This is a genomic window from Paracoccus jiaweipingae (assembly GCF_044335505.1).
GTDB lineage: Bacteria > Pseudomonadota > Alphaproteobacteria > Rhodobacterales > Rhodobacteraceae > Paracoccus.
On the sequence record NZ_JBISBS010000002.1, the window covers coordinates 233,460 to 246,966 of the forward strand.

The 13,507-nt window shown below is 66.2% G+C and carries 15 protein-coding genes; 2 read left to right on the forward strand and 13 right to left on the reverse strand.

Translation table 11 applies throughout. From position 1 onward, the window contains the following. Nucleotides 1-8: 8 nt before the first annotated feature. Nucleotides 9-1,334, forward strand: a complete 1,326-nt coding sequence (locus ACFXP9_RS04575) for a pyruvate dehydrogenase complex dihydrolipoamide acetyltransferase (protein ID WP_397206217.1) — start codon at nt 9-11, stop codon at nt 1,332-1,334. Between the two features lie 234 nt (nt 1,335-1,568). On the opposite strand, the gene ACFXP9_RS04580 is transcribed toward ACFXP9_RS04575, so the two are convergent. Next, a complete protein-coding gene (locus tag ACFXP9_RS04580; RefSeq protein ID WP_397210022.1) occupies nt 1,569-4,622 on the reverse strand; it encodes an efflux RND transporter permease subunit in 3,054 nt (1,017 codons plus the stop codon). Further along, nucleotides 4,619-5,830: an efflux RND transporter periplasmic adaptor subunit gene (locus ACFXP9_RS04585; RefSeq protein WP_397206221.1), complete on the reverse strand. Its 1,212-nt coding sequence runs from the start codon at nt 5,828-5,830 to the stop codon at nt 4,619-4,621. The genes ACFXP9_RS04580 and ACFXP9_RS04585 overlap by 4 nt, the downstream gene beginning before the upstream one ends. A gap of 133 nt (nt 5,831-5,963) precedes the next feature. On the opposite strand from ACFXP9_RS04585, the gene ACFXP9_RS04590 reads away from it, so the two are divergent. Continuing rightward, nucleotides 5,964-6,716, forward strand: coding sequence for a phosphatase PAP2 family protein (locus tag ACFXP9_RS04590; RefSeq protein ID WP_397206223.1), 753 nt, complete (start codon nt 5,964-5,966; stop codon nt 6,714-6,716). Here ACFXP9_RS04590 and ACFXP9_RS04595 read toward each other — a convergent pair. The 11 genes from ACFXP9_RS04595 to ffh form a co-directional block, all read right to left on the reverse strand. After that, nucleotides 6,700-7,485, reverse strand: coding sequence for a division plane positioning ATPase MipZ (locus ACFXP9_RS04595; RefSeq protein WP_397206224.1), 786 nt, complete (start codon nt 7,483-7,485; stop codon nt 6,700-6,702). The genes ACFXP9_RS04590 and ACFXP9_RS04595 overlap by 17 nt on opposite strands. Before the next feature lie 185 nt (nt 7,486-7,670). Continuing rightward, on the reverse strand, nt 7,671-7,892 hold the full coding sequence (rpmE, locus tag ACFXP9_RS04600) for a 50S ribosomal protein L31 (RefSeq protein ID WP_397206226.1): 222 nt from the start codon (nt 7,890-7,892) through the stop codon (nt 7,671-7,673). Between the two features lie 11 nt (nt 7,893-7,903). Further along, nucleotides 7,904-8,293, reverse strand: a complete 390-nt coding sequence (gene rplS / locus ACFXP9_RS04605) for a 50S ribosomal protein L19 (protein WP_397206228.1) — start codon at nt 8,291-8,293, stop codon at nt 7,904-7,906. Between the two features lie 26 nt (nt 8,294-8,319). Then, the gene (gene trmD, locus ACFXP9_RS04610) at nt 8,320-9,270 is read right to left on the reverse strand and encodes a tRNA (guanosine(37)-N1)-methyltransferase TrmD (RefSeq protein ID WP_397206230.1); all 951 of its coding nucleotides are present in this window, start codon (nt 9,268-9,270) and stop codon (nt 8,320-8,322) included. Nucleotides 9,271-9,273: 3 nt separating this feature from the next. Further along, on the reverse strand, nt 9,274-9,771 hold the full coding sequence (gene rimM, locus ACFXP9_RS04615; RefSeq protein WP_397206232.1) for a ribosome maturation factor RimM: 498 nt from the start codon (nt 9,769-9,771) through the stop codon (nt 9,274-9,276). Nucleotides 9,772-9,773: 2 nt separating this feature from the next. Further along, nucleotides 9,774-9,911, reverse strand: coding sequence for a hypothetical protein (locus ACFXP9_RS04620; RefSeq protein ID WP_397206233.1), 138 nt, complete (start codon nt 9,909-9,911; stop codon nt 9,774-9,776). 53 nt (nt 9,912-9,964) lie between these two features. Beyond that, on the reverse strand, nt 9,965-10,360 hold the full coding sequence (gene rpsP / locus ACFXP9_RS04625; protein WP_397206235.1) for a 30S ribosomal protein S16: 396 nt from the start codon (nt 10,358-10,360) through the stop codon (nt 9,965-9,967). Between the two features lie 43 nt (nt 10,361-10,403). Beyond that, complete coding sequence (locus tag ACFXP9_RS04630) at nt 10,404-10,703, reverse strand: chorismate mutase (RefSeq protein ID WP_397206237.1); 300 nt, start codon at nt 10,701-10,703, stop codon at nt 10,404-10,406. 76 nt (nt 10,704-10,779) lie between these two features. Beyond that, nucleotides 10,780-11,322 (reverse strand): GNAT family N-acetyltransferase, encoded by a 543-nt coding sequence (locus ACFXP9_RS04635; protein ID WP_397206239.1) that lies wholly within the window; start codon nt 11,320-11,322, stop codon nt 10,780-10,782. After that, nucleotides 11,319-11,834 (reverse strand): GNAT family N-acetyltransferase, encoded by a 516-nt coding sequence (locus ACFXP9_RS04640; protein ID WP_397206241.1) that lies wholly within the window; start codon nt 11,832-11,834, stop codon nt 11,319-11,321. Before ACFXP9_RS04640 ends, ACFXP9_RS04635 begins: the two co-directional genes overlap by 4 nt. Then, entirely contained in the window at nt 11,831-13,327 is a 1,497-nt protein-coding gene (gene ffh, locus ACFXP9_RS04645; RefSeq protein ID WP_397206243.1) for a signal recognition particle protein, read from the reverse strand. The genes ACFXP9_RS04640 and ffh overlap by 4 nt, the downstream gene beginning before the upstream one ends. Nucleotides 13,328-13,507: the final 180 nt, after the last annotated feature.

Genomic DNA, 13,507 nt, shown 5'->3' on the forward strand with positions numbered 1-13,507 from the left:
GGGCAAAGATGCCGACAGAAATTCTGATGCCCGCGCTGTCCCCCACGATGGAGGAAGGCACACTGGCCAAATGGCTGGTCGCAGAGGGCGACGAGGTCAAATCCGGCGACATTCTGGCCGAGATCGAGACCGACAAGGCCACGATGGAATTCGAGGCCGTCGATGAAGGCACCATCGGCAAGCTGCTGGTGGCCGAGGGCACCGCAGGCGTCAAGGTCAACAGTCCCATCGCCGTGCTGCTTGAGGATGGCGAATCCGCCGATGACATCGCGAGCGATGCCCCGGCCAGCCCCAAGACCGCCAAAGACGCCGCGCCCAAACCGCAGGCGGCGGACGACCCCGCCCCGGCAAAACCGGCCCCGTCCCAGCCCGCCCCGGCGGCAGGGAAAAACGACAAGGGTGGCCGCATCTTTGCCTCGCCGCTGGCACGCCGGATCGCGGCGGATAAGGGCGTCGACCTGTCAGCCCTGACCGGCAGCGGCCCGCGCGGTCGCATCGTCAAGGCCGATGTCGAGGGCGCGAAGCCCGGCGCCCAACCCGCCCCGCAACAGCCCGCCACTGATGCGGCGCAGGCCCCGGCCAAACCCGCCGCCACGGCCCCGCAAGGCCCCAGCGCAGATCAGGTCGCCAAAATCTATGCCGACCGCGACACCGAAGAGGTCGCGCTGGACGGGATGCGCCGCACCATCGCGCAGCGCCTTGGCGAGGCCAAACAGACCATCCCGCATTTCTATCTGCGCCGCAGCGCAAAGCTGGACGATCTGATGGCCTTCCGCGCACAGCTGAACGCCTCGCTCAAGGATCGTGGGGTCAAGCTGTCGGTCAATGACTTCATCATCAAGGCCTGCGCGCTGGCCCTGCAAGAGGTCCCCGACGCCAATGCCGTCTGGGCGGGCGACCGGATCATCAAGCTGAAACCTTCGGACGTGGCGGTCGCCGTCGCGGTCGAGGGCGGGCTGTTCACCCCGGTCCTGAAAGACGCACAGCAAAAAACCCTGTCCGCCCTGTCGACCGAGATGAAGGATCTGGCCAACCGCGCCAAATCCAAAAAACTGGCCCCGCATGAATACCAAGGCGGCAGTTTCGCGATCTCGAATCTCGGGATGTTCGGGATCGAGAATTTCGACGCCGTCATCAACCCCCCGCATGGCGCCATTCTGGCCGTCGGCGCGGGCCTGAAACAGCCGGTGGTCGAGGATGACCAGATCGTCATCCGCACCGTCATGTCGATGACCCTGTCCGTCGATCACCGCGTCATTGACGGCGCGCTGGGGGCACAGCTGCTGGACCGCATCGTCGCGCATCTGGAAAACCCGATGGGAATGCTGGCCTGACCGCATCCCAGCGCACGACCTGACAATCAGCGCCCCCGTGCCACCGCGCGGGGGCGCTTTACCATCTGCCCCGCAACAGAATGCCCCGCCGCAAGGGGGGCTGTCTGCCCCCCTGACCCCCCGAAGGTATTTTGGACAGAAGCGAGGATACAGGCGCCCACACCTGCCTCGCTTCTGTTGCAAATACCTTCGGGGGTGAATGGCCGCAGGCCAGAGGGGGCGCGAGCGCCCCCTTCAGCCGTGATCGCGGCGCGCGCGGTTAATGCCGATCAGGCGCTGAACCCAGCCCCCCAGACGCTGCATTCCGCCATGAATGACCGAAAACAGCGACGGCACGAACAACAGCGACAACAGCGTCGACAGCAACAGCCCGCCGATCACCGCGATCGCCATCGGGCTGCGAAATTCCGCACCCGAGCCATGCGCGATGGCCGATGGCACCATCCCGGCGGTCATGGCGATGGTCGTCATCACGATGGGGCGGGCACGTTTATGCACCGCGTCCAGAATCGCCACCTGTTTGGGCACCCCTTCATCCATGGCCGACAGGGCGAATTCCACCAGCATGATGGCGTTTTTGGTCACGATCCCCATCAGCATCAGAAAGCCGATGACCACCGACAGGCTGATCGAATTGCCGGTAACGAACAGCGCCAGGATCGCCCCGCCAATTGCCAGCGGCAGCGACATCAGGATGCTGATCGGGGTGACGAAATTATGAAACAGCAGCACCAGCACCACATAGACCAGCAGGATGCCGGCCCCCATGGCAAGGCCGAAGGCGCCAAACACCTCGGCCATGATCTCGGCATCGCCGGCGCTTTGGATGCTGGCGCCTTCGGGCATCTGGATGTCTTGCTGCATGGCGGCGATCCGCTCGGTGGCCGGTCCCAGCAGCACACCATCGGCCAGATTGGCCGAAACGCTGGTGCGGAACTGACGGTCATAGCGGCTGATCTCGGTCGCGCCGACGGAAAAGCGCACATCCGCCACCGCCGCCAGCGGGATCTGCCCTGAACTGCTGGGGACACGCAGATTCTGGATCTCGACCAGATCCTCGCGCGCGGATTTGTTCAGCCGCACCACGATGGGCACCTGTTCGTCGCCGCTGTTATATTTGGCCAGATTGGCCTCGCTGTCACCCAGCGTCGCGATCCGCAGGGTCTGGGCCAGCGCGCTGGCGGTCACGCCAAGCTGACGGGCCAGATCGGGCTTGGGCGTGACCTGAATTTCGGGTCGTTTCAGGCTGGCGGACGAGGTCACGCCACGCAGGCTGTCCAGCCCGCGCATCCCCTCGGCCAGCCGTTCGGCGGCCAGTTCCGCGGTGGCCTCGGTATCGGCCAGCACCGAAATGGTGACATCGGACTGGCCCTGTTCGTTCAGAAAGTTGATCCGCAGATCCGGGATCTGCGCCAGCCGGGCGCGCAGGCTGTCCTGCACCTGTTTCTGGCTGCGGTCGCGGTCGTCGGACGGTCCCAGATTGACGTTCAGATCGGCCTTGGTCACGCCCTCGCCGCCACCGCTGACAAAGACGGTGCGCACCTCGGGTTCCGCGCGGATCAGGGCGGTCAGGCGGCGGGCGGTGTCCTCGGTCTCGGTGATGGTGGCGCCGGGCGGCAGCTCGACCGAGATGCCGAACCGGCCGTAATCGCCCTCGGGCACGAATTCAGTCGGCATCAGCGTGGCTGAAAAGATAGACCCGGCAAAGATCCCCAGCCCGATCAGCAGCGTGATCAGCCGGTTGCGCAGCGTCCAGCGCAGCGTGCGCAACAGCCCGCGCATGGCCAGCCCGTCGCGCGGCGCGGCGTCATGGCCGCCCGCGCGCAGGAAATAGGCCGCCAGCATCGGCGTGATGATCCGCGCCACCAACAGCGAAAACAGCACCGACACCGCCACCGTCAGGCCGAATTGCTTGAAATACTGGCCGGGGATGCCGCTCATGAAGCTGACCGGGGCAAAGACCGCGACGATGGAAAAGCTGATCGCGATGACGGTCAGGCCGATCTCGGTCGCGGCCTCTTCCGAGGCCTCGTAGGGGGGTGTGCCCATGTGGATATGACGCACGATATTCTCGATCTCGACGATGGCGTCATCGACCAGAATGCCGGTGACCAGCGTGATCCCCAAAAGGCTGATGCCGTTCAGGGTAAACCCCAGCATCTGCATGACAAAGAAGGTGGGGATGATCGACAGCGGCAGCGCCACCGCGGCGATCAGCGTCGCGCGCCAGTTGCGCAGGAACAAAGACACCACGATCACCGCCAGCGCCGCGCCTTCATACAGGGTCTCCATCGCGGAATCGAAGCTGTCTTTGGTCTCGACCGTGCTGTCATCGACCAGCGACAGTTCAACATCGGGATAGGTCTGTTGCAGCGCGGCCAGCCGGGCCTTGGCGGCATCGGCGGCGGTCAGGTCGGACTTGCCGGTGGCACGGAACACCCCGAAGGCCACCGTCGGCGCCCCGTCCAGCAGGGCAAAGCTGCGTTCCTCGGAGGCCCCGTCGATTACCTGCCCCAGCGCGTCCAGCGCCACGGTCTTGCCGCCGGAAATGCCGATAGGGGTGGCGGCCAGCGCGTCCAGACTGGCGGCGCTGCCAAGCGCGCGGATGGAAAATTCCGTCCCTGACAGGTCGCCGCGCCCGCCCCCCAGGTCAATATTGGCCGCCCGCAACTGCCCCGAGACATCCGCCGCCGTCAGCCCATGCGCCAACAACCGCGCCGGGTCCAGCTCGACCTGGATCTGGCGTTCGGCACCGCCCATGCGTTCGACCTTGCCGATTTCGGCAATGCCGGACAGCTGGCGGTCGATCACGTCATCGACGAATTTCGACAGCTCTTCGATGCTGCGGCCCGGATCGCGCACCGCATAGGTCAGGATCGGCCGCCCGGTCACATCCAGCCGCCGCACGACCGGTTCGGCAATGCCATCGGGCAGGTCGGACCGCACATTCGACACCGCATCCTTGACGTCATTGACGGCGCGGTCACTGTCGACCTCCAGCTCGAACTCGACGATGATGCTGGCGGCGCTGTCACTGGCGGTCGAGGTAATGTGCCGCACCCCGGTGATGGACGAGATCTGGTCCTCGACCGGCTGGACCACCTGCGACACCAGCTCGGACGGGGCGGCACCGGGCTGGCTGATGCTGACTCTGACGATGGGCAGGTCGATATTGGGCATGGCGGTGACCGGCAATTGCCGAAAGCTGACCAGCCCGACCACCAGCAACACCAGAAACACCGCGATCGGCGGCACCGGGTGGCGGATGGACCATGTCGACATATTCATTGCGCATCACCCGAGGCCGGACCCTGCTCGCCCCCATCCGTTTTGGCCGCGTCCTGACCGGACCCCGCGTCACTGGACCCATCCTGACTGGCGGAACGCACCTTGTCGCCATCGCGAAAGAACGCCCCGGATCGTGCCACCACCGATTCCCCCTCGGCCAGCCCGTCGCGGATCTCGCGGCGGCCCTCCCAGATCAGGCCGGCGGTCACCGGGCGGGTGTGGATGACGCCATCCTTGACCACCTGAACACGGTCGCCCTGTTCATCGGACAGCACCGCGTTCAGCGGCACCGTCACCGCCTGCCGGGTCTGGGTCACGATCCAGCCGCTGGCGAACAGGCCGGGGCGCAGGCCGGGGCTTTGCGTCAGCGCGATACGCACCTGCCCCAGCCGCGTGACCGGGTCGACGCGGGCCGGAACCAGCCGCAGCTTGCCGTCAATCTGGCCCGTGCCCGCAACGCTGATCCGGGCCGGGGCGCCGGGTTTCAGGGCTGGCAGGGCGGTTTCGATCACCTCGCCCTCCATCTCGATCTCGCCATCGCGGATCAGGGTGAACATCGGCTCGCCGCCGCCGGTTGCCAGCGCGCCCTGTTCGGCATTGCGCTGTGACACCACCCCGCTGACCGGCGCGGCAATCACGCTGCGGTCCAGATTCAGCTGTGCCAGATCGCGGGCCGCGCCCGCCTGCGCCAGGGCGGCCTCGGCCACCGCCAGCCCGTCGCGCGCTGATGCCGCCGCCGCCGTCGCCCCGGCCTCGGCCGAGACCGCCTGATCCAGCGCCGCCTGCGAGGCATTGCCCGACCGTTTCAGCCGCTGAACCCGGTCCAGCGCCGCCTGTGCCTGCGCCAGCGAGGCGCCGGTGCTGGCGATCTGGCTTTGCGCCTGCGACCGCGCGGCCTGCGCGCGCTGAAATTCAGCCTCGGCCTGCGCCAGCTGCGCGCGCAGCGTGTCGTCGGACAACCGCGCCAGCGGCTGACCGGCACTGACGTGATCGCCCGCCTCGACCAGCAATTCGCGGATCTCGAACCCCGAAACCTGCGGATAAACCTGCACCACCTGACGCGCGACCAGCGTGCCGCTGACCCGCACCTGCGCGCGCATTTCCGCAGTTTCCGCCTGCGCCAGTGTCACGATGGGCAGGTCGTCGGCGCTTTGGGCCAAAACCGGCATCGCAGCGCAGGCCAACACGGCCATCAGGGCAAGACGCATGAACAGATCCTTTTCGCTTTGCCGACAAGATAGCCATCCCATCCCGGCGCAACAATCCCGCGACAGCCGGGAAATCGCTGGCGCGGGATATTCCGCCGCCTATAACGGACGCGGAACCCAAGGGGCGCGCGCGATGGACAAGGACCTTCTTTACCCGATTCTGGCCCTTGTGGCGGCCATGCTGATCTTCAGCCTGTGGCCGGGGCTGGACCTGATCGTGTCGGGCTGGTTTCACGACCCTGACCGCGGCTTCTGGCTGGCGGGCTGGCCGGTGCTGGAAACCCTGCGGCAAGGCTTCTGGAATACCGGGCTGGCGGCGGTCGTGGTGCTGGCGGCGCTGACCGCGCTGACGGCGCGGCTGCAACGCTGGCTGACCATCCCGGCGCGGGTCTGGGGGCGGGCGCTGCTGGCGCTGCTGCTGGGTCCGGGACTGCTGGTGAACGGGCTGCTCAAAAGCCACTGGGGCCGCGCCCGGCCACGCGACATCACCGCCTTCGGCGGGGCCGCCGATTTCACCCCGCCGCTGACCATCAGCCATGAATGCGCACGCAACTGTTCCTTCGTCTCGGGCGAGGGCGCGCTGGCGGTGACGCTGGCACTGGTGCTGTGGGGGCTGTTCTTCGCTGGCGCCCGGCCTGCACTGCGCCGCGCCGGGGGCTGGTCACTGGCGGCGCTGGCGGTGCTGGCCTGCGCGCTGCGGGTGCTGGTCGGCGGGCATTTCCTGTCCGATACGCTGTTTGCCGCCGGGTTCTGCGCGCTGGTGGTGGGGCTGCTGAACCACGCGCCGGGGCTGACCGCCCCGCCCCCCGCCGGCCCGCAACAGATCCGCGACGACCTGCGCCGGATGGCGCGGCGGCTGGCCTGCGCCTTCAGAACGCGACGCTGACACCGGGCAGGTTCAGTTCCCCGATCAGGTCGCGCAATTCCTGCCGCGCGGCAATATTCGACATCGACAGGCTGTCAGTGCCGATATCGCGCAGATCCAGCAGCGTCAGCCCGCGCGGGAACAGCTCGCGAAAGATCACCCGCTCGGCAAAGCCCGGCGCGACCCGGAACCCGATGCGCCGCGACAGCTTGTCCAGCGCGCTGCCCACCTTGCGCTTGTTGTGCATGGCCTGCGTCCCCAGACGGTTGCGCAGCACGATCCAGTCGATCGGCCCGGCCCCGGCGGCGCCGCGCATCTGCCGCGCCGACCACACCATTTCGGAATAGATCGACGGCCCCAGAATCTTCTGATCCGCATCCATCCGCGCCAGCAGGTCAAAGTCGATGAAACTGTCATTCAGCGGCGTGATCAGCGTATCGGCCAGCGTGTGCGCCATCTGGCTTAGGCGCGTGTGGCTGCCCGGACAGTCCAGCAGGATGAAATCGCTTTCGGCCTCCAGCGCCTCGACCGCGCGCGAAAGGGGGTCGGTATCCCCATGCGGATCGACCGCGTCCAGAACCCCCAGACGCGGGGTCGGCAGGTCCAGCCCCTGGCGCGCGCAAAAGGCCAGCCGGTTTTCGATATAGCGGCCAAAACTGCGCTGGCGCACATCCAGATCCAGCGCCCCGACCCGATGCCCCATCCGCGCCAGCGCCGTCGCCACATGCATCGAGGTGGTCGACTTGCCCGACCCGCCCTTTTCATTCCCGACAACGATGAAATGCGCCACAGCGACCCCCCGATCAAGATTTCGTGCAGACTATCCGCGACCGCCCGCGCCCAAAACCCCCGCGCTTGCGGAAATCTGTGGACAAACCGGGCCTTCTTCGTTGCCCAAATACCCATTGCCCCGCCCCCGGAATGCGAAAACGCCGCCCCAGGGGGACGGCGCTTCCAGATCGCGGCGGAAAGGGATCAGAAGCCCAGACCGGCGTATTTGTTCTTGAACTTCGACACGCGGCCGCCGGTATCCATCAGGCGGGCCGACCCACCGGTCCATGCCGGGTGCGAGGTCGGGTCGATGTCCAGCGACATGGTATCGCCTTCCTTGCCCCAGGTCGAACGCACCTGATAGGTGGTGCCATCGGTCATTTTGACCTCGATCATGTGATAGTCGGGGTGAATATCTTTTCTCATGGCGCGGTTCCTCAGATCGAGACGTCGTTTTTGCCGTCGATGGCTTTATAGTTCGACACTTCGGCGATACGGGCCGACTTGCCGCGACGGGCACGCAGGTAATACAGCTTGGCGCGGCGGACACGGCCACGGCGGACGACCTCGATCGAATCGATATTGGTCGAATACAGCGGGAACACACGTTCCACGCCTTCACCAAAGCTGATCTTGCGCACGGTGAAGCTGGCGGAAATGCCGCCGCCCTTGCGCGAGATGCAGACGCCTTCATACATCTGCACGCGGGTGCGGGTGCCTTCGGTCACTTTGTAACCGACGCGCACGGTGTCACCGGCTTTGAAATCGGGAATTTTCTTGCCAAGCGACTGGATTTGCTCAGCTTCCAGTTGGGCGATCAGGTTCATCGCGTTCATCCTTTTCATGCTCGCGGTTAGGGCCGCGATTGGTCTGATGCGCCCGAGAGCTGTCGGTCCTTTGCCGGGTCCGCATCCGGGGACGGGGTTGCCCCCTGCCGGTCCAGATGCGCCCGCCACAGGTCGGGGCGGCGTTCCTTGGTCAGCCTTTCGGCCTGTTCCCGCCGCCAATGCGCGATGGCCGCGTGATTGCCCGACATTACGGTGTCGGGGATCGTGCGGCCTTCCCACTCGGCAGGGCGAGTATATTGCGGGTGCTCAAGCAGACCGCCCGTGGCCTCGGAAAAGGACTCCTCGGCCAGCGAATCCTGATTCCCCAGCACGCGCGGTATAAGCCGGACCGTCGCATCAATCAAGACCTGTGCCGCCAGTTCCCCGCCGGTCAGGACATAATCGCCAATGCTGATTTCTTCGACCCCGAAAGCGTCCAGAACGCGCTGGTCCACGCCCTCGAAGCGGCCACAGATCAGCACCGCCCCCGGCCCCTGCGCCAGCGCGCGGGCACGGGCCTGGGTCAGCGGCTTGCCGCGCGGCGACAGATAGACCACCGGCAAGCGCCCCGGCCCCGCGCCTTGCCCCGCACCCTGCCCCTGTCGCGGCCCCTGCCCCGCCGGGTCTTCGCCCTGCGCGACCGGGGTTGCACCCGCCGCGCGCAGCGCGCTGGCCATCACATCGGGGCGGATCACCATGCCTGCACCGCCGCCCGCCGGGGTGTCATCGACATTGCGATGCCGCCCGATGCCATGGTCACGCAACGGCACGGTTTGCAGGTTCCACAGCCCGTCCTTCAGCGCCCGCCCGGTCAGCGACAGGCCCAGAATGCCGGGGAACGCCTCGGGGAACAGGGTGATGACGCGCGCGGTCCAGACCCCGGCAACCTGTGGTTCGGCCATCAGGTCGCGCGGCTGGCGGCTGGCGCTGACCGACAGGCGGCCATGCGATTTAGAGGCTGACGGACCGCTGGTCATGGCTTATTCGTCACTTTCAGGCGGGTCGGCCACGATGCGCCCCGCCGCCAGATCGACCGTCGGCACGACCGCACGGGTAAAGGGCAGCAACAGCAGCCCGGCCTTGCCGGTAATTTCCAGAATATCCCCCGCCCCGTGGTCGAAAATCGCGCGCACCCGGCCAAGCGGGGCACCGCCGGTGTCGACCACCTCAAGCCCGATCAGATCGGCGTGATAGAATTCGTCATCGGGCAGGTTCGGCAGGGCCGACCGCGGCGCCCACAGGGTGACGCCTTTCAGGGCCTCGGCCTCTTCACGGGTCTGCACGCCCGACAGCCGCGCGCCAAGCCCGCCGGTCACGGGCCGGGTCAGCGTCACGGTGAAACTGCGCGCGCCATCCTCGGTCGTCAGGGGGGCATAGCGGGCAATATCGCGCGGCTCGGCGGTGAAGCTTTTCAGCCGCACCTCGCCCTTGACGCCAAAGGCGCCTGCAATCGCGCCCACAACAATGCGATCAGCCATGCTTACCTCTTTGCGCAGAAACCGGCGCGCAGCCATTGCCCGCCGGACGCTTTGCATAAATCCATCTGATGGGCACGTTCTGCAAGCATTCCGGCCAGAAAGGCCAGCAGCAGAAAGATCGCCTTGCGCACCAGCCGCATCCCACGCACCCGATCAGCGAAACCGGCCCGCCTGTCAGCGGGCCGGTCGGGGATTATTCCGCGCTGTCTGCGGCGGCTTCTTCGGCCGGGGCAGCGGCGGCCTCGGCGGCAGCGGCGGCCTTGGCGGCTTTTTCTTCGGCGCGTTTCTTGGCCTTATCGCCCGGCTCGGCCTTTTTCAGGTTCTTACGCTCGGTCTTTTCAGTGACGCCGGCGGCTTCGAGGAAGCGCGCGATGCGGTCGGTCGGCTGCGCGCCCTGCGACAGCCAGAACTGAACGCGCTCGACATTCATCTTGATGCGGTCTTCACTGTCTTTGGCCAGCAGCGGGTTATAGGTGCCCAGTTTCTCGATGAAGCGGCCATCGCGGGGCATCCGCGAATCAGCGGCGACGATGGCATAGTGCGGGCGCTTCTTGCTGCCGCCACGGGCCAGACGGATTTTCATAGCCATTTGGTTTTCTCCTTTGAAAATGGCGTTGGGCCGGGGTCGGCCGTCAGGATTGGAAACCCTCGTGATGCCGAATGACCTCGGCGATCACGAAGTTCAGGAACTTGCGCGCAAAGACCGGGTCCAGATCGGCTTCGCGTGCCAGCATCTCCAACCGTTCGATCTGCGCGGCCTCGCGCGTGGGATCGGACGGGGGAAGGTCGTGTTCGGCCTTCAGCTTGCCCACGTTCTGCGTGTGCTTGAAGCGTTCAGCCAGGGTATAGACGATGATCGCGTCCAGCCGGTCGATGCTGGCGCGGTGTTCTTTCAACAGATCGGCGGCGCGGGCCACGGCGTCCTGGGTCATCTGTCACTGCCTTTCGGGTGGTGAACCCGGCCGGGGCGCTGCCCCGGACCCCGGGATATTTGGGCCATGATGAAGATCATTGCGCGGACCCTTTCGGGTGGCGCCAGGCCCGGATGGTGCCGCCTTCGGCATCGGCGGGGGGCACGGCGGCGGCATCGTCGCGCAGCGCCCCAAGGCGTTCCGCCAGCGCGATCGAGCGGCTGTTGCGCAGGTCGATAAAGCTGACCGCCGTGTCCCAGCCCAGATCGTCGAAAACATGGCGGATGGCGGCGCGGGCGGCCTCGGCGGCATAGCCCTTACCCTCGGCGGCGGGGGACCACAGGTTCCAGCCGATTTCCGGTTCCGGCCATTCGGCGGGGTTCCACGGCCCCGTTGCCCCCAGCGGCACGTCGCTGCCCTTTTCGCAGAACACGAACATGCCATAGCCGCGCATCGCCCAATGCCCGATCATATGGCCAAAGGCGCGCCAGTGCTTGCCCTCGGCCGGGGTGCCGCCGCTGATGAAGCGGGCGCGTTCCGTCGGCATGAAGTCGCGGAAATACGGCCAGTCGGCCCCTTGCGGCGCGCGCAGGATCAGGCGTTCGGTTTCCAGAACCGGCGTATTGGACAGCGCGATCATGCCCGTTCCCCCTGTGTCGGAATGGCGAAAACGTCGCGCGCGATGCCGTCCGGAAAGCTGTCGCGGCGAAGGAAACTGCCGCCCACAGCCTGTGCCAGCCTGCGCGCGGCGTGGTTGTCGTCTCTGAAATGGGTCTCGACCCGGGGCCAGCCCAGATGCGTGCGCGCCCATGCCAGCACCCCGCGCGAGGCCTCTTGCGCAAGGCCCTGACCGCGGGCGACCGGCGACAGCCACCATGTCAGTTCATGCGACGGCCAGCCATCGGGGTGAACGATGCCGCAGCCGCCCACGGTGCGCCCCGCCAGCGTGACGGCGAATTTGCCAAAGCCTTTCAGCGCCCAATGCCCGACATCGCGGCACAGCGCGCCATAGGCCTGATCGGGGCGCAGCGGCCCGCCATAAAACGCCGAGGCCTGCGCATCCGCGAAAAAGCGGGCATAGGCATCCGCATCCCGCCCATCGGGCAGGCGCAGCACAAGACGTGCCGTTTCTATGACGGGTGCGGCAGTCATTTCTTCCTGAACATCCCCGACAGGCCACCGGGCAGGTTCATGCCGCCCAACTGACCGCCAAGCCCTTTGGGGTCGTTCAGCATCTTCGTGGCCTCGGCCATTTGCGCGGGGTCGACATTGGCCATATCGGGCAGGCCGCCGCCTTTGCCCGACATCGCGCGCATGGCCTGTTTCAGCATCCCGCCCTTGCCCATCTTGCCCAGTTTTTTCATCGTGTCGGCCATCTGGCGCTGCATTTTCAGCAGCTTGTTCAGTTCGGCCACGTCCATGCCCGCGCCTGCGGCGATGCGTTTCTTGCGGCTGGCCTGCAACATCGCCGGGTTGGCGCGTTCCTGTCTGGTCATCGAATTGATCAGCGCGATCTGGCGGCGGATGGCACGGTCGTCAAAGCCGGCCTCTTCCGCAGCTTTGGCCATTTTGCCCATGCCCGGCATCATGCCCATGATGGACTGCATCCCGCCCATCTTCATCATCTGTTCCAGCTGGTTTTTCAGGTCGTTCATATTGAACAGACCTTTCTGAAAGCGCTTCATCATGCGCTCGGCCTGTTCGACCTCCAGCACTTCCTGCGCTTTCTCGACCAGCGCGACGATATCGCCCATGCCAAGGATGCGGCCCGCGACGCGCTGTGCGTCGAACACCTCAAGCGCGTCCATCTTTTCGCCCAGACCGACAAAGCGGATCGGCTTGCCGGTGACCTGACGCATCGACAGCGCCGCACCGCCCCGGCCATCACCATCCATCCGGGTCAGCACCACGCCGCTGACCCCGACCTTGGCGTCAAATTCGGTGGCCACGTTAACGGCGTCCTGACCGGTCAGGCCATCGACCACCAGCAGGGTTTCGCGCGGGGCGGCGATGTCGCGGACGGCCTGCACCTCGTCCATCAGCAGCTGGTCGATATGCAGCCGGCCCGCCGTGTCCAGCAGGAACACGTCATAGCCGCCAAGCGTGGCCTGCTGTTTGGCGCGTCTGGCGATCTGCACGGCGGTTTCGCCGGGCACGATGGGCAGGGTGTCAACGCCGATCTGCGTGCCCAGAATCGCCAGCTGTTCCATCGCGGCCGGACGCTGGGTGTCAAGGCTGGCCATCAGCACGCGCTTTTTCTCGCGTTCTTTCAGGCGCCGCGCCAGCTTGGCGGTGGTGGTGGTCTTCCCCGAGCCTTGCAGACCCACCATCAGAATGGGCGCGGGCGGGTTGTCGATGCGCAGTGCGTCTGGCGCATCCTCGCCCTGCAGGACGCGGATCAGTTCATCATGGACGATCTTGACGACCTGCTGGCCCGGCGTGACCGATTTCGTGACCGACGCCCCCGTCGCCTTGGCGGTGACTTTCTTGACGAAATCGCGCGCCACGGGCAGCGAAACATCGGCCTCCAGCAGGGCAACGCGAACCTCGCGCATTGCGGCGCGGACGTCATCCTCGGACAGCGACCCCTGCTTGGTCAGCCGGTCGAAAACCCCACCAAGGCGGTCGGAGAGTGATTCAAACATGGCGGTCCTCCTGACCGTAACATAGCGCGATGGCCCCCGTGGGCGCGACGCGCTGACGGGGGTCGATCCCTGCGCAAGACAGGGACCGGAAGGATGGCCTTCCGGGGATTTGCCGCCAGCATTAGCTGCCATGACCAGCAAAGTCAAGCCGGGGCGGCATTTACGGAATCTTCAGGGATT

Coding starts and splice junctions, on each gene's coding strand:
- ACFXP9_RS04575 (WP_397206217.1), top strand. CDS start 9: ATGCCGACAGAAATTCTGATGCCCGCGCTGTCCCCCACGATGGAGGAA.
- ACFXP9_RS04580 (WP_397210022.1), bottom strand. CDS start 4,622: ATGAATATGTCGACATGGTCCATCCGCCACCCGGTGCCGCCGATCGCG.
- ACFXP9_RS04585 (WP_397206221.1), bottom strand. CDS start 5,830: ATGCGTCTTGCCCTGATGGCCGTGTTGGCCTGCGCTGCGATGCCGGTT.
- ACFXP9_RS04590 (WP_397206223.1), top strand. CDS start 5,964: ATGGACAAGGACCTTCTTTACCCGATTCTGGCCCTTGTGGCGGCCATG.
- rpmE (WP_397206226.1), bottom strand. CDS start 7,892: ATGAGAAAAGATATTCACCCCGACTATCACATGATCGAGGTCAAAATG.
- rplS (WP_397206228.1), bottom strand. CDS start 8,293: ATGAACCTGATCGCCCAACTGGAAGCTGAGCAAATCCAGTCGCTTGGC.
- trmD (WP_397206230.1), bottom strand. CDS start 9,270: ATGACCAGCGGTCCGTCAGCCTCTAAATCGCATGGCCGCCTGTCGGTC.
- rimM (WP_397206232.1), bottom strand. CDS start 9,771: ATGGCTGATCGCATTGTTGTGGGCGCGATTGCAGGCGCCTTTGGCGTC.
- ACFXP9_RS04620 (WP_397206233.1), bottom strand. CDS start 9,911: ATGCGGCTGGTGCGCAAGGCGATCTTTCTGCTGCTGGCCTTTCTGGCC.
- rpsP (WP_397206235.1), bottom strand. CDS start 10,360: ATGGCTATGAAAATCCGTCTGGCCCGTGGCGGCAGCAAGAAGCGCCCG.
- ACFXP9_RS04630 (WP_397206237.1), bottom strand. CDS start 10,703: ATGACCCAGGACGCCGTGGCCCGCGCCGCCGATCTGTTGAAAGAACAC.
- ACFXP9_RS04635 (WP_397206239.1), bottom strand. CDS start 11,322: ATGATCGCGCTGTCCAATACGCCGGTTCTGGAAACCGAACGCCTGATC.
- ACFXP9_RS04640 (WP_397206241.1), bottom strand. CDS start 11,834: ATGACTGCCGCACCCGTCATAGAAACGGCACGTCTTGTGCTGCGCCTG.
- ffh (WP_397206243.1), bottom strand. CDS start 13,327: ATGTTTGAATCACTCTCCGACCGCCTTGGTGGGGTTTTCGACCGGCTG.